This window comes from Emticicia sp. TH156 (assembly GCF_002855535.1).
Taxonomy (GTDB): domain Bacteria; phylum Bacteroidota; class Bacteroidia; order Cytophagales; family Spirosomataceae; genus Emticicia; species Emticicia fluvialis.
The window spans coordinates 223,767-244,070 of record NZ_PKRS01000006.1; the positions used below are offsets into that span (position 1 = coordinate 223,767).

Annotated in this window: 11 protein-coding genes and 1 tRNA gene; 5 read left to right on the forward strand and 7 right to left on the reverse strand. The window is 45.3% G+C overall.

All coding sequences use genetic code 11. The annotated features are described in order from the left end of the window. Nucleotides 1-12 precede the first annotated feature (12 nt). The 5 genes from C0V77_RS13015 to C0V77_RS13035 form a co-directional block, all read right to left on the reverse strand. Nucleotides 13-1,590 carry a glycoside hydrolase 43 family protein gene (locus tag C0V77_RS13015; protein WP_101726774.1) on the reverse strand — a complete coding sequence of 526 codons (1,578 nt, stop codon included), beginning with the start codon at nucleotides 1,588-1,590 and terminating at the stop codon, nucleotides 13-15. Next, on the reverse strand, nucleotides 1,587-3,239 hold the full coding sequence (locus C0V77_RS13020) for a glycoside hydrolase family 43 protein (RefSeq protein WP_229236281.1): 1,653 nt from the start codon (nucleotides 3,237-3,239) through the stop codon (nucleotides 1,587-1,589). The genes C0V77_RS13015 and C0V77_RS13020 overlap by 4 nt, the downstream gene beginning before the upstream one ends. Before the next feature lie 49 nt (nucleotides 3,240-3,288). Further along, nucleotides 3,289-5,745: a glycosyl hydrolase family 95 catalytic domain-containing protein gene (locus C0V77_RS13025; RefSeq protein ID WP_101726776.1), complete on the reverse strand. Its 2,457-nt coding sequence runs from the start codon at nucleotides 5,743-5,745 to the stop codon at nucleotides 3,289-3,291. A 341-nt stretch (nucleotides 5,746-6,086) separates the two neighbouring features. Beyond that, nucleotides 6,087-7,637: a RagB/SusD family nutrient uptake outer membrane protein gene (locus C0V77_RS13030; RefSeq protein ID WP_101726777.1), complete on the reverse strand. Its 1,551-nt coding sequence runs from the start codon at nucleotides 7,635-7,637 to the stop codon at nucleotides 6,087-6,089. Between the two features lie 33 nt (nucleotides 7,638-7,670). Next, nucleotides 7,671-10,802: a TonB-dependent receptor gene (locus tag C0V77_RS13035; RefSeq protein WP_101726778.1), complete on the reverse strand. Its 3,132-nt coding sequence runs from the start codon at nucleotides 10,800-10,802 to the stop codon at nucleotides 7,671-7,673. 230 nt (nucleotides 10,803-11,032) lie between these two features. Between C0V77_RS13035 and C0V77_RS13040 the strand changes: the two genes are divergently transcribed. Beyond that, nucleotides 11,033-14,329: a VCBS repeat-containing protein gene (locus C0V77_RS13040; RefSeq protein WP_101726779.1), complete on the forward strand. Its 3,297-nt coding sequence runs from the start codon at nucleotides 11,033-11,035 to the stop codon at nucleotides 14,327-14,329. Between the two features lie 107 nt (nucleotides 14,330-14,436). On the opposite strand, the gene C0V77_RS13045 is transcribed toward C0V77_RS13040, so the two are convergent. Then, nucleotides 14,437-14,512 (reverse strand) — tRNA-Phe (locus C0V77_RS13045). Between the two features lie 192 nt (nucleotides 14,513-14,704). On the opposite strand from C0V77_RS13045, the gene C0V77_RS13050 reads away from it, so the two are divergent. Beyond that, on the forward strand, nucleotides 14,705-16,039 hold the full coding sequence (locus C0V77_RS13050) for a 4Fe-4S dicluster domain-containing protein (protein WP_101726780.1): 1,335 nt from the start codon (nucleotides 14,705-14,707) through the stop codon (nucleotides 16,037-16,039). A 407-nt stretch (nucleotides 16,040-16,446) separates the two neighbouring features. Here the strand turns inward: C0V77_RS13050 and trxA are convergent, their stop codons facing one another. Then, on the reverse strand, nucleotides 16,447-16,746 hold the full coding sequence (gene trxA, locus C0V77_RS13055) for a thioredoxin (RefSeq protein ID WP_101726781.1): 300 nt from the start codon (nucleotides 16,744-16,746) through the stop codon (nucleotides 16,447-16,449). A gap of 228 nt (nucleotides 16,747-16,974) precedes the next feature. Between trxA and C0V77_RS13060 the strand changes: the two genes are divergently transcribed. From C0V77_RS13060 to C0V77_RS13070, 3 genes are all read left to right on the forward strand, one after another. Next, a complete protein-coding gene (locus C0V77_RS13060; protein ID WP_101726782.1) occupies nucleotides 16,975-18,108 on the forward strand; it encodes a glycoside hydrolase family 88 protein in 1,134 nt (377 codons plus the stop codon). Between the two features lie 99 nt (nucleotides 18,109-18,207). Beyond that, complete coding sequence (locus tag C0V77_RS13065; protein WP_101726783.1) at nucleotides 18,208-18,888, forward strand: response regulator transcription factor; 681 nt, start codon at nucleotides 18,208-18,210, stop codon at nucleotides 18,886-18,888. After that, complete coding sequence (locus tag C0V77_RS13070; RefSeq protein WP_101726784.1) at nucleotides 18,888-20,264, forward strand: cell wall metabolism sensor histidine kinase WalK; 1,377 nt, start codon at nucleotides 18,888-18,890, stop codon at nucleotides 20,262-20,264. Before C0V77_RS13065 ends, C0V77_RS13070 begins: the two co-directional genes overlap by 1 nt. The last annotated feature ends 40 nt before the right edge of the window (nucleotides 20,265-20,304 follow it).

The window sequence follows — 20,304 nt, forward strand, 5'->3', positions numbered from 1 at the left end:
AGGCCATACGATTTATGGATTGCTTGAAATAGTATCTGTGATTCTGAAAAAATCAAAGTCGGCAAAACCGCCTGTCTGCTTAGTAGCATAATTAAAAAGCCCGAATCGGTAGCCCATAAAATGGGGTATGGTATAAGGCATTTTCAGGTGTTCGCCAATTCGTTGCCAGGTTTTGCCATCAAGGCTGTAATAAAAAAGGGCAGTATCTTTTCTGTCTCTGAAATTACATTCGGCTTTCAGGTACACCGTGCTTCGGGTAAGCGGAATACGTTCAATTTCTACGGGTTTACCTGTATTGGCACTTATCATCACAAGTAATTTACCTGCTGAAGTCGCTTTTACACCTACCAGCCCATAGTTTTTCTGCAATAGGCCCAGACCGGCGAAATCGCCTTCTTTCAGATTTGAAACATCAAGTAAAGTAGAGCCTGACGACTCAGGCCCTACGGTTCTTTGGGTAAGTGTATTGCGTGCTAAAACAAAAGAAGTATCCAGTCTACCTGTTTTTAATCTTAAAAAACCTTTGCGGTCAGTTACCGACCACAAGGTATTATCGGGGTTGTGGTTCCATTGCCAGACCAAAGGCAAGGCAGGCTCACCTTTTTTGCGGGTAAACTCATCTGAATGCACTATTCCGGGAATCAGCCCCTTTCCTGCCGGTAAGTCCAGCGTTTCCGGTACTTTGCCATTTTCGCCCAGCACCGGCCAGCCGTCTTCCCATTTGACAGGCACCAGATACGGAATCCGCCCCACTCCGCCAAAATCACGGAACAGGTAGGCAAACCAGCGGCCGTCGGGCGTATCTATCAGGCCGCCCTGTGCAACCCCCAAATCCTGCAAGGCCACACGCCCTTCCCACGGGCCTGTAATTGTATCAGCCCGGTGAACCAGTACCGTACGCATGCCGCCCCGGGGCCATACAATATTAAAAAGGTAGTACTTACCGTTTACCTTGAACAACTGCGAGCCCTCGGCACCAAGCATAATTTTATCGCCAGCAGGGGCATTGGCATTTTCAATAAGTGTCTGGTTAATGCCCCCTTTTTTAAGGCCCGATACATCGGCATTCAGCTCTATGATACTTAGTTTACCGTTTCCGTAAACCATATACACCCGGCCGTCGTCATCAAAAAACAAGCTGTGGTCGTGCAGACTTGGCGTAAATGACACCTCTTTCCAGGGGCCTTTTTCTATATTTCTGGTGCTATAAATATGCGTTCTGCCAGTTGTTTGCGCAAAAGTGGTAACATAATAGATACCCTGATGATACCTGATACAGCTTGCCCATGAACCCCGCCCGTAAGTACCTTTGCCATCTGCCAGATTCAAGGCCGGAATATTCGCCAGGGTGTCATATACATAGCCCATCATCTGCCAGTTCACTAAATCGGTGGACTTCATCAGCGGAACCCCCGGGCTCATGTGCATGGTGGTGCTGCTCATGTAGTAATTCTTGCCTACACGTATCATAGCCATGTCTGGCACATCGGCATAAATAATCGGGTTTCTTGCCTTACTTACCTGTGCCTGTAAGCCAGGTTGTATTGCCAGAGCCAGGCATGTTACCCATATTTGTGCTAGTCTTTTCATTTCAGCATGGGGTCGTTGCCACTGTATTTCAAAAACCTGAATGAAGCGCTGTTCACTGAGCTTTCGCCAGTTGAGGTGGCATACAATCCATACACACAGCCAATGAAACTACCCGCTTCTTTGGTGCTCAGGAACTTACCATCTACTTTGTCTTTCAGCAATTGCCAGTTTTTCGCATCTGTTGAGTAGTAAAAGCCGTAGTCTGCACCGGCAGAGGTGATTCTGAAAAACACTTTGCCTGTGTTGGTGGTCAGCGGCACTTCGGTGATTAAATCTGTCGATTTTCCTTTCGGCTGGCTTTTATACAACTGAATTACATCTTTGCCTTCGCTTTTCGATTGGGCTATAAAATAATAGTGTCTTTCGTCCTGAAAAATCACCAGACCAGCTTTCTCCTTGTCTGACTTAGGCGTAAAGCTCAACTGTGTTTCGGCAGTACTGTTCAGGTGCTGCTGGCGCCTGCCCACAAAAGAAGGGTTGGTCAGTTCAGAAATCGTTTCAGGCTTCAACTTCAGGGTCAGACCGGCCGACTTTGAGGTCTTGAAAGCGCTACTGTCAACCGTACGCATAAACAGCCATGAGTAGTCAAGTCCTTTATCAAAAGTTATGGTGTACTGAAAATTACCCGATTGCGGTAAAGACCCTTTGTGCTTTACTTCCTTGATACCCGTTTGGTAGCTGTATGGAATAGCCTTTTCGCCGTGCTCAATCATCGGCCAATCGTCTTTCCAGGTAACCGGGGCGATGAAGGTTTCGCGACCTGTATTGTAATAATCTCCCTCATACGGGCGCACGGCCAGAAAAATGCTGTACATTTTGCCATCAGGGCCTTCAACAAACTGTGCATGGCCTGCTGATGTTATCGGGTAAGGCCTGTCGGCAGGTAATTCTCTCTGGGTTAAAATCGGGTTTCCTTCAAAGGGTATGTAAGGCCCCCATACTGATTTACTGCGTAGCACCACTTCAGAGTGGTTAACAGAGGTGCCCCCTTCGGCTGCATATAAATAATACCATCCGTTACGTTTCAGAATATGCGGACCCTCTATCCATACAGGTTTTTTAGAAAGGTCTACCCCACCGTTTACCAGTTGTTTTTCTTCGCCCACCACCTTCAGATTCTGATAATCAAATTCATACATCCTGATGGTTCTATGGCCTGAATACAGGGGTTTTCTGTCTGGGGCATCGCTGTTATAAATGATATAGGCTTTGTCGGTTTCTTCATCAAAGTAGATAGACGGGTCAATGCCGCGCACTTGCGGAATCTTCACCGGATTGCTCCAGGGTCCTGCCGGATTTTTGGCCGTTACCACAAAGTTGCCATCGTGGTCTATGTCGGTGCAGGTAACATAAAAAGTACCTTTGTAATAGCTGATGGCCGGTGCAAACAAGCCACGGGTCATCCGTTCGCCCATAAAATCAAGTTGAGACGGGCGGTCAATCACATTTCCTATCTGTTTCCAGTTTTTCAGGTCTTTGCTGTGCATAATGGGCAGACCCGGAAAATAGGAAAACGTTGAATTGACGATGTAATAATCAGGCCCTACCTTTACTATACTCGGGTCAGGATAAAACCCGGTAAGAATAGGGTTCTTTATGGTGGTTTGTGATTGAGCAAAGCTGATGGTCAGGCATAACTGTGTAATCATTAAAAGCCTGGAAACAAGGGTCTTCATTTTTTTGATTTTAAATTTTGGTTTACAATCCGGTCAGTTCAATGGTTTGTCCTTTCCGGGTGGATATATCAAATAATCTGGTCTCTTTCAGAATCAGCGGCTGAATGGTCGATTGCCCGGAAATAATAGCTTTTGGGGTATCGTCCACCTCGAAAAATGGATTAGGATTTTCACCAACTGCCGGTTTAAGTTTTTTTCCACCAGCCAATTGCACATCATTAGGCAGGCGCAAGCGAAGGTTGCCACCTAAGGTAGATTTTACCGTTAGCCTGGTTATTTTGCCTTTTTCCCATTTCATTTCTACAAGCTCGAAACCCCCTCTGGTTCGCAGGCCTCTAATACTGCCTGTTTGCCATACATCCGGCAGGGCAGGCAAAACATGAACGGCACCGTCTGAGCTCTGCATCAGCATTTCGGTAATGCCTGAGGTACAGCCAAAGTTTCCGTCTATCTGAAAAGGCGGGTGGGCATCAAACAGATTATTGTAAGTGCCGCCACCGTCTTTATTGGTTCCCAAAGGTGTAAGTTGATTCTGAATCAGAGAATAGGCATGGTTGCCGTCCTGCAATTTGGCCCACCAGTTTACTTTCCAGCCCATGCTCCAACCGGTAGACACATCGCCCCTTTGTATGAGTGTGTTCTTTGAGGCTGCAAACAATTCGGGTGTTCGGTAAGCCGAAATCTGGTTGGAAGGATACAAGCCATATAAATGAGAAACATGGCGGTGATGGTCGTTGGGGTCGTCTACATCGTCCAGCCATTCCTGCAACTGATTATGCCTGCCAACCTGCATCGGTGCCAGCCTGCTTCTTACGTGCAAAAGGGTATCTACCAGCGACTTGTCTTTATTTAACAAACCGGCTGCCCTGATGGCGTTATTGAGTACATCCATTACTATCTGGTTGTCCATAGTTGTGCCGGCATCCAGAGATGAGCCACCGTGGGCAGCCGGAGCGTTTTCAGGCGAATTACCCGGATTCACCACCAGCCATTTGTATTTGGGGTGCTCAACCAGAAAATCAATATAAAACAAGGCGGCATCTTTCAGAACCGGATATACCGACGCCAGAAAGGTTTTGTCGCCGGTGTAGAGGTAATGCTCCCACAGATGCTGGCTTACCCAGCCGCCGCCTGCGGTCCACATACCCCAGAAAGCCCCGTCTATGGCGCCGGTAGCCCGCCAGATGTCTGTGTTGTGATGAGCCATCCACCCTCTGGCTCCATACATGCTTCTGGCTGTTTCGCGGCCTGTTACTGCCAGTTCTTTAACCATGGTCAGGAACGGCTCATGCAGTTCTGAAAGGTTTGTTTTTTCGGCCGGCCAGTAATTCATCTCAGCATTGATATTGATAGTGTACTTGCTGTCCCAGGGTGGGTTGACACGGTGGTTCCAGATGCCCTGCAGATTAGCCGGCTGCCCGCCGGGTTGAGATGAAGATATCAAGAGGTAGCGGCCATACTGGTAGTACAGGGTTACCAGGTGGGGGTCGTTTACGTTTCTGAAGTTGCGGAGGCGTTCGTTGGTAGGCGCCTGAGCGGCAGGCGTAGTACCTAAATCAAGTTTTACCCGATTGAAGAATTTCTGATATGCCGCTACGTGGGCATTGAGCAGGGCGGTATAGGTTTTGCTGCCGGCCTTGTTCATATACCCGGCGGCGCGGCTGTTCTGGTCACCACTGATGTCCTGATAATTATTAAAATTAGTAGCAACTGAAATAAAGATAACCGCCGCATTGGCACCTGTCAAGGTCAGGGTACTATCGGTTAGTGTCAGATGCCCCCCCTCTGGCTGAATACGGGTAATACCCTTAAAGTTAACCAGTCCTTTTACTGTTTCGTGGTCATTGGTTGTACCGGCTATGGTTAGTTCGCGGTTTGTGGTGGTGGCAATGGTTTTTCTTTTTTGAGGAGACGAATACCCGGCCGTAAATGACAACTGGCCTGCCTTGCTGGCCGAGATTCTCATTACAATAACCCTGTCGGCCAGAGAAGCAAATGCTTCCCGGGTATAAACCACCTCGCCTACCTTATAACTGGTTTTGGCAATGGCCTTTTGGATGTCTAGTTCGCGGATGTAATCTGTATATTTTTCATGCCCCTCAAACAAAAGGTTGAGGCTGCCTACGGGTTCAAACTTTTGTCCGTGCGATTTCCTGGTAATAATGGCTTTGTTGGCCAGATTCTCTGCTTCCTTGTGCTTACCATCAAAAATCAGCTTTCTGATTTCTGCCAGGTTCTCAAGCGCCAGCGGGTTATCGTTTCTGTTAGGGCTTCCACTCCATACTGTATGTTCGTTCAACTGAATGATTTCTTTCTCCACATTGCCGTATATCATGGCACCCTGGCGCCCGTTACCAATAGGTAGGGCGTTTTCCCAGGTATTGCCGGAAGGCTGCTTATACCAAAGTTTTAAAGGAACCTGCCCGGATGCTATTCCTTTTCCGAAAATGAACAGGATAATGAGTAGTTTTATTTTCATTAGAATGGATAGTAGTCAATAGAAATTATCTGGATTCAGACGTATAACTTTTACCTGGATTGAATATGTGTCATTTATACACAAATATACTTATTATTACAGCTCAGCCAAATTTTTGTAGAAAAAAAAGAATTAATTTTACATTTTTAATTTTGCAGGGTCAACTGCCAGCACTACCATTTCAATGAAGAGGGCTTTTATGTACGGAGTCGGAAAAACTTTAAATAATTGTAAATCAGTCAAAAATTGTTTTGGGTAGCATCGCCCAAGTGTTTACACGGCTATCACATTAATCAGTTAAGAATAGACCGCCTTTCAACGGTCTATTCTCAGGCTTTGCATTAATATCCCGGATTCTGGTCTTTAGGATCAATCTTCGGATTATTATCAATTTCTGTTTGTGGCAGAGGCAGTAATTCATGCTTGCTTGCTACAAAATAAGATATAGGTTCTGCTGTGGCTTTTTTGTTTTTCCGCCATCTGATAATATCAAAGTTACGCACCTGCTCGGCAGCCAGTTCTACATAGCGCTCATGCTGTAGGGCTGCAAATACCTGTGCTTTTGAACCGACAGGATAATTGGCTGTTGGATAAGGAGGCATATTTACCGATGCTCTGGCACGCACCTGATTCATCAGCTGAATCGCCCTTGTCGAATTACCCAATTCGTTCTCACATTCGGCCAGCATCAGCAATACATCTGCATAGCGCATAATTCTCATATTGATACCGCTGGTGGTGAATCCTGAATTTGACTTATAAAGCACCGAATATTTTCTCCAGCTGATTTTAAGCGTTTGTCCGTTTAACTTTGACGAATTACCCTGCACATTTTCGTCTTTCATTACATCGTTACCGTTATTGAATTTATCTCCGGCCTTCCAGAAAGACATATCAAAGCGCGGGTCGTTTTTGGCATCACCCTTAGCTGTGCTTTCATAGCTGTTAATCATTTTGTCAGACGGTATCAGGTTTCTCCAGCCAATAGGCGAATACTCCTGTGTTCTGATGGTTTCTTCCTGAGCACTGGTTCCGTCGCCATCCGGGCCACTCCAGTTAAAGGCACCATTAGACGGCGAAAACACGACTTCAAAGATGGATTCTGAGTTAAACTCACCTTCCTCGTTAGTCAGGTCAAGGTAGTTATCAACCAGCTTGTAAAGGCCCGAACTCACTACTTTTTCAAGTTCGGCTTTAGCGCTGGTGTAGTCGCCCAATTGCAGGTAAGTACGGGCAAGCAATACCTGCGCGGCACCTTTGGTGGCACGGCCATATTCACTGGCTGCGTAGGTAGCAGGTAGCAGGCCTTCGGCCGCTTTAAGGTCATCAATCACCTGTTTGTACACATCTTGCTGGCTTGATCTGGCCTTGGCGCCCTCAACAGACTTAACGTATTCAGTATAAAGTGGCACACCGCCCCATAGGGTGGCCAGTTCATAATAAGCCCAGGCACGCAAAAACTTCGCCTCGCCGGTTACTCGGTTTTTTATGGCAGTAGAGAAAGACGCCCCCGTGGTTTTATTGGCGCTCTCAAGCACCACATTGGCACGGTGGATGGTTCTGAACCAACCTGTCCATACTGAATTAGCAACCGAGTTAGCGGGGTCGTTCACACCAATAAGTAACTGGTTACGGGGGGTTTCAAGCTGCCCGCCACCTGTGGCCATTTCATCGCCTCTCAGGTCATGAACAAAGAACCACTCACGGGCTGCAAGGCCAAAACCCTGAATAATGGCATAAGCACCATTAACACCAGCTACCAACTCATTATCGTTCGTAAAATATGTCTCAAAAGTTACACCGTTCGGATTTACCTTGTCCAAAACAGAGTCATTACAACTCATCACGGTGGCCAGGCCTAATAAACCTGATAACAATACTGTTTTTTTCATTTCGAAGTATTTTAAATCTTTTTTGGCAATTTCTTAATTAAAACCAAGGTTTAAACCAATAGTAAGCGTGCGTGCCTGAGGGTACATGCCGTAGTCTACGCCATTGGTAAGCAGGTTACCGTTTCTTGAGGCAATCTCAGGGTCATAGCCGCTATACTTGGTAAAAGTGAGCAGGTTCTGGCTGGTAAAATAAACTCTGGCTCTGGTAAGCACATTATTGGTCAGCTTAGAGATTTTGTCTGATGGTATGGTATAACCTACGGTCAGGTTTTTCAGGCGCAGGTACGATCCATCCTCAATAAATCTGTCAGAAGTTCTTGCATTCTGGTTAGGGTCACCGCTAACGGCTCTTGGCACATCTGTGTTGGTGTTAGATGGGGTCCAGGCATTTAGCACATCAGTAGTGGCATTGAAAAGTCTTAACATACCCTGACCAATCACCTTGGTTCCATTATAGATTTTGTTGCCTTGCACACCCTGGAAGAACAATGAGAAATCGAAGTTTTTGTAGGTTCCTGAGTAGTTAAGACCATAAGAGAATTTAGGAAGGTAGCTACCCAGATAGGTTCGGTCATTGGCATCTATCTTACCGTCGTTGTTCAGATCTCTGAACTTAATATCACCGGGCTTGGTAGCCTCGTTCTGATACGGAGTACCTGAGTTACCGTCTGCACCGTTGGCCGCTGCTATTTCGCCTTCATTCTGGAAGATTTTTTCCACCTGCCAGCCGTAGAACGACTGCAGCGGATGCCCTGCCTCAGTACGGGTGATGTCAAATCCACCAAAATCGGCATTGTTACCGGCATTAATAGTAGCATTTGGCGTATCAAGACTTAATACTTTGTTTCTTACCAGGTCAAAAGTTCCGGTAATGGTTGACTTGAAGTCTTTTTTGCCAATATGATAACCCAGAGAAAGCTCAAAACCTCTGTTTTCCATGCTACCTACGTTTGCCAGCGGGCTGTTTGAGTATCCTTCTGAGTCTGGCAGAGGCACGCGCAGCAATAGACCATCTGTTTTACGTGAGTATATCTCGGTTGAGATACTTACCTTGTTGCTGAACAACGAAAGGTCTAAACCCAGGTTTTTCATGGTTGTTTCTTCCCAGCTCAGGCCGGTGTTACCCAGGCTGTTGAAATAAGAGCCCAACTGAGAAGCATTACCGAACGAATAATTAGTGTTATTGGCTGAAATCAACGGTTGCCAGTCATAGTCTCCGATTGAGTTATAACCTGTTACACCCACACTTCCTCTCAGTTTCAGTTCATTAATAGCTACGATGTCTTTCATGAAAGCTTCTTCGCTGATTCTCCAACCCAATGAAACCGAAGGGAACGTCCCCCACTTATTGCCCGGTGCAAATTTTGATGAGCCGTCGCGGCGTACCGTTGCACTCAAAAGGTATTTGTTGTTGTACTCGTAGTTTAAACGACCCACATAAGACAACAAGGTGTTTTCAGAACTTGAGGTATTACCGTTAATATTGGCGGCGCCTTGTATCTCTTTAATGTTATTGTCAGGTCTCTGGCCGGTCAGGTTGATAGACTTGAATGTAGCATCCTGTCTTTCAAGCACCGCGGTAGCGTTTACGTAATGCTTTCCGAAGGTTTTATCGAAAGTAAGCTGATTAGTAAGTATGGTAGAAAAATACTGCCCTCTGTTCTGGGTAAGCTCGGCTGTCTGGCGGCTACGGTTACCGTCGTTATAAATAGGCACAAACCCGTTGAAAATAGAACTTGAGTAGTCGCCACCCATGGTAAATTTGTAACGCAGCCAGTTAGTAAACTTCACTTCGGCATATACTGTACCCAACATTTTAAAAGAGCGGTCTATCTGGTCTTTTTGCTCCTGTACGGCAATACGCATCGGGTTTTCAGGGTCGGTTGCATCAAGCCCCTGTGCAGTAGTACTGTAACCACCCAGTTTAGTCGGGTCGCTTACAGGCCAGTAGGGTACCATACGCATAATGTTCATTACCATGCTCCGGCCACCGGCATCTCTTTCGGCAATGCGTTTGTCTTGCGTCACCATCATGGTCTGCCCGATTGATATATATTTAGAAATGCTATGGTCTGAGTTTAACCGGATGCTCTGGCGCCCATATTCAGTAAATGGCAGGATACCCTCCTGCTTGAAGTTACCCAGCGAAAGGTAAAACTTCGATTTCTCGGTTCCGCCTGCCAATGAAAGCTGGTTGTTATGAATCGGGCCATTTTTAAACATTACATCCTGCCAGTTGGTCTGGGTTTGGGCAAATGTGGTAGTGGCGCCCTCATAAATTGGGGTGTTCATGGCCGAAAAACGACCCGGAATAGGTTGACCCGAAGCAGACAGCAAAGCTGTACCATATTTGATATACTGCTCGCTGTTCAGCAGGTCCAGGGTTTTCCAGGCAGATTGCGTACCCACGTAAGAGTCAAGGCTGATGGTAAGTTTACCAGCCTTTCCTTTTTTGGTGGTTATCAAAACAACGCCATTGGCCGCTCTTGAACCATAAATGGCAGAAGCGCTGGCGTCTTTTAAAACTTCAATTGATTCAATATCGTTGGGTGCAATGGTATTCAAGCCCCCGGCAGGCACACCGTCAATTACATAAAGCGGATTAGGGTTCAAGCTGATAGACCCCACCCCTCTGATACGAACGGTTGGCTCAGCTCCGGGGCTGCTATTATTAACAATAGATACCCCTGCCACCCGGCCCTGCATGGCCTGCGTGGCGCTGATAACCGGTTGCGTGGCCAGTTCTTTATTGGTGATGGATGACACTGCACCCGTCAGCGACGATTTCTTCTGTGTACCGTATCCAACTACCACAATTTCTTCCATCAGGCCGGCATCTACATCCAGGGTTACGTTAATTTCTCTCTGATTACCAACTCTAACTTCAGCAGGTTTATAACCCAGGAAACTAAATATCAGAACAGACTCGCTGGAAGCCTTAATTTCGTAACGGCCGGCAGCATCAGTTACTGTTCCTTTGGTTTCGCCCTTAATCACAACATTTACTCCTTGAAATGCCTCGCCATTTTCGTTTTTGACTACCCCTCTGACCTGAGCCATCAGTGAGCCAACCGAAAACAAAGACATTAAGAAAAACAGCAACAGCCTTATCGACTTGCGTGATAAACCTCGCTGGATGGTCGGTTTGTAATTGTTTACCTTCATTTTTTAAGAGTTAAAATAAATTGTACAAATAGAAGTTTTATAAGGTTTTTTTATATAATTTTGATATGTGTCAAATGCACACAAATCAAATATGTGTCAAATGTACACATAAAAACGATAAAAAAAACTAAGTATAATTTTTTTTTTATTAACTAGTACTTTTTTAACAATTGCCCGTGCAATTCTTGAAATATTTAATTAAAATCACAATCAATTTCTATAAATCAAACATGAAACAAACCCTATTATTTTTACTTTTACTATTATTTATCTCCGGATGCAAAAAAAAAACCGCCAGGCTGTTCGATAAACTGGCTGTAACAGAAACAGGCGTTGATTTTGTTAATTCACTGAAGCCAAACGACACTCTGAATGCTTTTAACTTTACCAATTTTTATAACGGTGGAGGGGTTGGAATCGGAGACTTTAACAATGATGGCTTAATGGATGTGTTCCTGACGGGCAATCAGGTAAGCTCGGAGCTTTACCTCAATAAAGGAAACCTGAAATTTGAAAAAATAACCAAACAGGCCGGACTATCAACCAACCGCTGGTGCAATGGGGTTTCGATAATTGACATTAACAATGATGGCTGGGATGACATTTATTTATCGGTAGCATACCACCCCTCAATGGCTGACACACATAACCTGTTATTCATTAATCAAAAGACCTCTGCCCCCACTTTTAAAGAAGCTGCCGCCGCCTACGGATTAGATTACGCGGGCTATACTACCCAAACCGCCTTTTTAGACTATGACGGAGACGGAGACCTGGATGCCTTCTTATTGAATACCTCGCCTGATACCCAGAACCCCAGCTACCTGAGGCCGGCCATCAACGATGGGTCGCATCCTTCTGCCAGCAGACTTTTCAAAAATGATGGCGCATCAGACGGGCATCCGGTTTTCAGAGATGTATCGGCGGAGGCCGGAATCATTTATGAAGGCCTGGGACTTGGCGTAGTGGTGTCTGATTATAATAATGATGGCCGACCTGACATCTATTGCTCGAACGATTTCCTGAGCTCAGATGCACTCTATCTCAATAAGGGTAACAGACAATTTGAGAATGTAATTAAAGCCGCTATGCCTCACACGGCTTTGTCTGGTATGGGTATTGATGCCGCCGATATCAATCAGGATGGCAAAGTAGATATTTTTCAGCTGGATATGCTGCCCGAAGATAACGCCCGCCAGAAGCAAATGCTGGGCAAGCCCGACTACGACAAAAAAGAAATGAGTATACACGCACCATACAATTATGAGTTGCAGTATATGCGAAACATGCTTCAAGTCAATGTGGGAAATGCGGGGGGGATTCCGCAGTTCAGCGAAAACGGATTATTGGCCGGTGTAGCCAAAACAGACTGGAGCTGGTCTACCCTTCTTTGCGACCTGGACAATGACGGCCGCAAAGACATATTTATTACCAATGGTTATAGAAAAAACGTAACAGACCTGGACTTTATCAGCTATTACCGCAACAAAGATATGTTTGGCTCAAACAAATCGAGGGTAGAAAACCGTAAAAAGCTGATGGAAATGGTACCGGAAATTCCACTAAAAAACTATGCCTACAGAAACAGGAATAACCTTGATTTTGAAAATGTATCTGAAAGCTGGGGGCTGGATGAATTGTCTTATGCCAATGGAGCCGCCTATGCCGACCTTGATAACGATGGAGACCTTGACTTGATAGTAAATAATGTAGATAGCGAAGCATCGGTCTTCAGAAACAATTCAGATAAGCAAAATGGCAGCCTTACCATTAACCTGAAGGGAGATGCGAGTAATAAAGCAGGCATAGGAGCGCGGATAAATGCCTGGATTGGTAATGAAGTGCTGTTATTTGAAAACTACCCTGTAAGGGGCTACCTGTCTTCCATGCCCCGTAACATTGTAGTAGGTTTAGGAAAAAAGAAAAAAATCGACTCTCTAGTGATTACCTGGCCAGATGGCAAAGTGCAGAAAAAATATGGCATAGACAGTACGACCACAACAATTACCCTGAAATATGAAGACGCAACAAATGGTAAACCCTCACCCATGCCTGCAGAAAAGTTTTTTGAAACAATTGACGATGCACCCGATTTTGAGCATAGAGACTTTACATTTATAGACTTTAACCAAACAGCCACCTTGCATAAAATGCTCTCGAAGCCCGGGCCGGCAGTAGCTAAAGCAGATATCAACGGCGACGGGCTGGAAGACCTTGCCATAGGAGGTGCTTTGTATGGCAGCGAAACACAGGTTTTTGTGCAGAATAAGGATGGGAAATTCAGCAGGATACAGGAAATACCCACCAGCCGTTTAATGGAAGTTGGGGCAATTCATTTTTTTGATGCAGATAATGACGGAGACCAGGATCTGATTTTTGCCGGAGGCAGTTGCGAGCGACCTCTGGATGTAGCAGAAGCCTACCGGCCGCAATTATGGCTCAATAATGGCCGGGGCAATTTTAAAAACACGGCTGATTTCCCGCTATTACACCTAAGCAGCCGTACAATTACCACCCTTGATATTGACAACGACCACGACCTTGACATTTTTATTGGCGGGCGTGTTTCTCCAAATCAATATCCGGTTGCCCCTCCAAGCTATATACTCAGAAACGATAAAGGCAAATTTACTGATGCCACCGCTCAGGTTGCACCTTATCTGAGCAAGCTGGGAATGGTGTGCGACGCCGCCGCCATAGACATTAATCAAGACGGCTATACCGATCTGGTGGTAGTAGGTGAATGGATGCCCCTGACTACACTAATCAACAAACAAGGAATGTTTACACTCACCCAAAAGGCCGGAACAGAGGGCTGGTGGAACACAATAGCAACTACCGACCTGAACCATGACGGCCTGATTGATTTAGTGATGGGGAATGAAGGGTTGAACTCATTTTATAAGGCCACCTCGCAACATCCGATTGTGCTATTGGCCAAAGACTTTGATAACAACGGCAGAATTGACCCCGTTATGGGCCAGTATGTTAACAATCAATTGGTACCGGTGCATCCGCGCGACAACCTGAACCTGCAAATCAACAGTTTCAGGAAAAGATACACCAATTTTAAAGACTACTCCGGCGTTTTGTTTGATGACCTCTTCAGCGAAACCGATAAGAAAGGGGCTATAGAGAAGCAAGCCTATGAACTACGCAGCTGTTTAGGTATAAACACCGGCAAGGGCGGTTTCAGCCTTACGCCACTCCCCTGGCAGGCGCAACAATCGCCTGTTTTTTCAATACTATCCGAAGACTTCAATCAGGACGGGCACCAGGACATACTTTTAGCGGGTAATTTCTTTGCCAATGAGGCCCATCAGGGCAGGCAGGATGCTTCCAGAGGCGCCCTTTTGCTGGGCAACGGGAAAGGAGGGTTTCAGCCCGTTGACTTTGACCAAAGCGGCCTGAATTTTCAGGGTGACACCCGTCAATGTGTGTTCTTTAAAAAAACCGGGGTATTGCAGGTTTTTGCCAATGCAGGCAAGGTACAATCTTATCAGCTTCAAAAAAAGGTTCATCCTTAGGGTGGCATCCAAAAAAATTCACGGCTCTGAAGCTGTTCAGCCTCATGGCCGTGAATTTTTCACGTAAAAAAAGGCTTTACGAATTTCTCCATAAAGCCTTTTTTCTCTGGTGGTAATGGACGGAATCGAACCGCCGACACAAGGATTTTCAGTCCTTTGCTCTACCAACTGAGCTACATTACCTTATTACCACCATTCCCTGTGTTTTGGGACTGCAAAATTAGACAAAAACTTTTTATGAACAAATTTCAGACAAAAAAAATCTTAAAAATTTTTACAACGCTTGCTTTATATGTTTTTTGACTATATTTGTAATGGTATGCAAGCATACTGTTTGGCAAATTACCAACCATTCTTTTCCCAAATACAGATACCATGCAAGTACTCGCTCAGATATTATTTGTAGCCGCATTAGCAACCGCTGCCTTTTTTATTGGCCGCCGGGTAATACTAATTAAGAAAACCATCCTGCTGGGCCATGCCGAAGACCGTACCGACCGGCCGGCTGAGCGTCTTAAAACCATGCTTTTGATTGCTTTCGGGCAAAAAAAGATGTTCAACCGCCCAATTGTAGGGCTAATGCACTTTATCATTTATGCAGGTTTTCTGATAATTAATATTGAAGTGCTGGAAATAATGCTGGACGGCATACTGGGTACCCATCGCCTGTTCTACCCTTTGCTGGGCAGTATTTACGGTTTTCTGATTAACTTTTTTGAACTACTGGCCCTGGGTGTAGTAGCCGTTTGTCTGGTATTTCTTATCAGAAGAAATGTTATTAAAGTACCACGCTTTCAGGAGAGCCGTCACCGTGAAATGACATCCTGGCCCCGCACCGACGCCAATATTATATTGATAACCGAGGTATTATTGATGTGGGCATTTCTGAGTATGAATGCCGCAGATACCATTTTGCAACAAAGGGGCGTTGGCCATTATGCAGAGGCATCAACAGGTAATTTTCTGGTTAGCCAATGGCTACAGCCAGTTTTTAATAATTGGAGCGACACCGCCCTTGTTACCTATGAACGCATTGCCTGGTGGTTCCATATTCTGGGTATTATGGGTTTTGCTCTTTACGTTACCTACTCAAAACACCTGCATATCTTTCTGGCGTTTCCTAATACCTACTTTTCGAATCTTGACCCCAAAGGAGAAATGCACAACATGCCAGCTGTAACAAAAGAGGTGAAAATCATGCTGGGAATTGAGCAACCAGATGCAACACCGGCAGAAGTGGGCCGCTTTGGTGCTAAGGATGTAAAAGACCTGAGCTGGAAAAACCTGATGGATGCCTACAGCTGCACCGAGTGTGGCCGTTGCACCGCTGCCTGCCCGGCTAATATAACAGGCAAAAAACTGTCGCCACGCAAAATAATGATGGACACGCGCGACAGACTGGAAGAAATCCAGAAAGGCTGGTTACAAAACGGCCATGAATATGATAGCGGGAAAACCCTGCTGGGCGACTACATTACCGAAGAAGAAATTCTGGCATGCACCACCTGCAATGCCTGCGTACAACAATGCCCTGTTAATATATCGCCGCTTGATATCATTCTTCAGTTGCGTCGTTACAAAGTAATGGAAGAATCTTCGGCGCCCGGGTCATGGAATGCGATGTTTTCCAATCTGGAAAACAACATGGCTCCCTGGAAACTATCACCGGGAGACCGATTCAACTGGGCAGAAAACCTCAACAACCCCTGATTATCCTGATTTCAGGTACCGGAAAATAACTTTACCATAAAATCAATTTTTAATGTAGAAAAACTTTGCACTAAGGTGATATTTTTTTTAACTTTACATAGAAGTAAACGTTACTGAACGGTATTATAGCCATCGGGGTCACGTTTATTTAAGTAATCTTATTTACCTATTTGCAAGTTTGCCTCTACCATTATGAAAAAATTCAATTCATCCATGTTTTTACAATGGATAATATTCATGCCACTTCTTTTACCTTTGGCCATTGTGAGCGGTGCCTTTGATGGCATCAAGCGTTTCTTTGAACAGGCAGCGTCTGATATTATTGAAAAAGAAATAATATCATAATCTGCCCGTTTTACTACTACCTCTAAGGGCATATACGCTTAGGGTGGGCTTCTGTTTTGCTGTTACCTGTACTTCTCAACAACACTTTTCAATTGCGGTAAAGACAATACGCCAGACTGCCGCCATTTAAGTTCACTGTTCTTAAAAAGCATTAGTGTAGGCACCCCTGATATCTTGTATTTATTAGCCAGTTTCGGATTCCTGTCTACGTCTATTTTTACTATCTTAAGATAATCGCCTGCTTCATGCGCCAATTGCTGTAAAGTGGGTGATAAAACCTTGCACGGCCCACACCATTCAGCAAAAAAATCAATAAGTATGGGTGTTTCTGAGGCTATCAATTCTTCAAATGTTCCTGTCATAATGGTATAATTTCTATCAACAACAAAATACAGGCAGCCCGGGTTTCAGAAATCTCATTATTCAGCTTATTACAGCTTCGCACTACTCGGGGGCTTTTACTCACAACCCACACAGCACAGGAAAGTTACTCAACCCAAAACGTTATCTTTGTGTTTGGAAGCAGCCATTTATTATTGGCAAACGTCTTTTTATCATATTAGAAGTCCATTATTCAGTAATCAAGCTCCATGAAGAAAATTATATCTGCATTAACTATCATTTTTTTGCTTGCCCGCTTTTGTGCCTTTGCACAAAGCCTGCCTAAAAATCAGGATATCCTGAAAACCATCAACCTTGCCAACGAATATTTTATGCTCCGGTGGCCGGATGTCAGTAAACCCATTGCCGGACCAGACAAAACCAGACCCAGCAATATCTGGACCAGAGGTGTGTACTACGAAGGGCTGATGGCACTCTATAAAATTGACCCTCAAAAAAGATATTACGACTACGCAGTGGCCTGGGGAGATGCCCATAAATGGGGCTTGCGCAATGGCATTGCCACCCGCAATGCTGACGACCAGTGCTGCGGACAAACCTACATAGATTTGTATGTAATAGACCCTAAACCTGAGCGTATTCGTGATATTAAGGCATCTATAGACAGTATGCTGAACAACCCAAAAAAAGACGACTGGTGGTGGGTTGATGCCCTGCAGATGGCCATGCCTGTTTTTGCTCAGTTGGGGGCTATATACGAAGACAACCGTTATTTTGAAAAAATGCACGAATTATATCTGTACACCAAAACCCGGCACGGTGAAAAGGGGTTATATAATGAGGCAGATGGTTTATGGTGGCGGGATAAAGACTTTGACCCGCCGTATGCAACCCCGGCAGGCAAAAGTTGCTACTGGGCCCGGGGGAATGGCTGGGTTGTAGCAGCATTGGTACGTGTATTGGATATTTTACCCAAAGATGCCCCGCACCGAGATGAATATCTAAAAACGTATCTGGAAATGATGAATGCCCTGCTACCCTTACAACGGACAGATGGTTTCTGGAATGCCAGCCTGGCCGACCCGAACGATTTTGGAGGCAAAGAGTTAACAGGCACTTCGTTGTTTTTATATGGCATGGCATGGGGCATTAACAAGGGTATTCTTGACCGCCGTAAGTTTTACCCGCCAATGGCCAAGGCAACCCATGCCATCATGAACAACTGTGTGCATCCGAATGGATTTTTGGGCTATGTACAGGGTACAGGCAAAGAGCCAAAAGATGGCCAGCCTGTTAGCTATGATAAAGTTCCTGACTATGAAGATTTCGGGCTGGGGTGCTTCATGCTGGCCTTAACAGAGGTATATAAAATAAAACGCTGAGCGGGTACGCATTTTCTGCCGAAAACGCAGCTAAGTGTGCTTACTTAGCTGCGTTTTCGGTTTAATTTTATAATTTTGGTAAATCTAAAGCCACCAGACATGAAAATCCTAGTGATTGAAGACGAAGTACGAACCATTGAGTTAATCAGACAAGGCCTGGAAGAGCAGCAGTGGGAAGTTGATATAGCCTATGACGGTGCCTTGGGTTTTCAGCTGGCCACAAGGCAGGTATATGCACTTATCATATCAGACATCATACTTCCGGGCATGAATGGGCTGGAGCTTTGCCGGAAACTGCGCGAAGTAGGGGTTTCGTCGCCGGTGCTGCTACTGACGGCTTTGGGTACAACTGACGACAAGATTGAGGGCCTGGATGCCGGGGCAGATGATTACCTGGCCAAGCCGTTTGAGTTCAGAGAACTCATGGCACGGGTACGCGCGCTTACCCGCCGCAACATTGGTATTATGCATACCTCAAATACCCTGAAAGTTGCCGACCTGGAAATGGATCTGGACACCAAAACCGTTACGCGCGCCGGGCAGGAAATTACCCTTACAGCCAAAGAATTTGGCTTACTGGAGTACTTTATCCGTAATCAGGGCAGGGTTATTGCAAAGGCCGAGCTGGCCGAAAAAATTTGGGATGTCACTTTTGATACAGGCACCAACGTGATTGAGGTATATGTGAATTTTTTAAGAAAAAAAATAGACAAAGACTTTGACCCCAAGCTTCTGCACACACAAATAGGGATGGGCTATGTGCTGAAAGTAGTTTCCTGATGAAAAACATTCGCTCAAGGCTAACCTATCAGTTTGTCATACTGGTAACGGCTGTACTTCTGGTATTTTCTTTCGGGGTTTATTTCTTCAGTAAACTATACCTCGAAAAGCGTTTTTATAAACGCCTGCAAGACCGCGCCATTACTACTACAACTTTGTTGTTTGATATACAGGCCGCCGACACAACAGTAATGAAACTGGTGAATGTATCAGACAAAGAACTATTAACCAGCGAAAGCATATCGGTTTATAACGAAACCCTCGAGCAGTTCATTTTTTTCACTCATCCTGCCGACACCAGCTTTCATAAAAAGTTACTCCCGCTGGTGGCATCTGCCGCACCTACGGCCTACACCAGTTATAATGATTATCAGGTGCTGGGCATTCATTTCGCATCCACCAAAAATAAAGGTAACTGGGTTATTGTGAGCGCCATTGACGCCACCGGGCACGAGGCACTGAAAGATCTGAAAAAAATTCTGATTGTAATGGTAGGGGTAGGTATTTTGCTACTGGGTATATCCGGTTGGCTTTTTGCCAATCGGGCATTGGCGCCTGTGTCGGGTGTTATCAGGCAGGTAAATCAGATTTTCCCGCGTAATGTCAAAAAAAGGGTAGAATACCCTAACCCTGATGACGAAATAGGCACTCTGGTTGCCACGTTTAATCAACTGCTCGACCGAATTGAAGAAGCCCTGGTAACCCAGAAAATGTTCATTGCGAATGTGTCGCACGAGTTAAAGAATCCGCTAACCAAGATTTATTCGCAGATAGAAGTAACGCTGCTTCAGAAACGCAGCCCCGAGGCCTACGAAAAAAGCCTGAAATCGCTGCAGGAAGACACCCGCACCCTTACCCAGTTGACCAACACCCTGTTGAATCTGGCGAATGTAGTGGCCAATGCAGAAAATGTAAAATACACACCTGTCAGGCTTGACGAACTCTTGTGGGAAGCCAAAAGCCAGGTACAGAAGTGGCATGAAGACTACCAGATTCAACTTACCTTTGCCAATTTCCCCGATGATGAGAACGCATTAATTATACCGGGTAACGAAGCCGCCCTGAAAGTGGTTTTCATGAACCTGCTTGATAACGCCTGCAAGTTCTCAGACAATAAAACCGCTGTGGTCAACTTTTTTTCACACCCCGGCCAGATAACCGTATCGTTTTTTAACAGTGGCCCTGCTATTCCTAAAAGAGACATTCCATATATTTTTCAGCCCTTCTACCGAAGCAATGCCTCGGCCCAGGGTGTACAAGGGCACGGGGTTGGCCTGGCCATCGTATTGCAGATTGTACGGCTGCACAATGGCGACATAAGCGTAAATTCTGATTCTGAAGGCACTACTTTTACGCTCAGTTTCCCGCTTCAATAAATTTCAATCGTATTTTAAGGTAAATTTAAAGTGAGTTTAA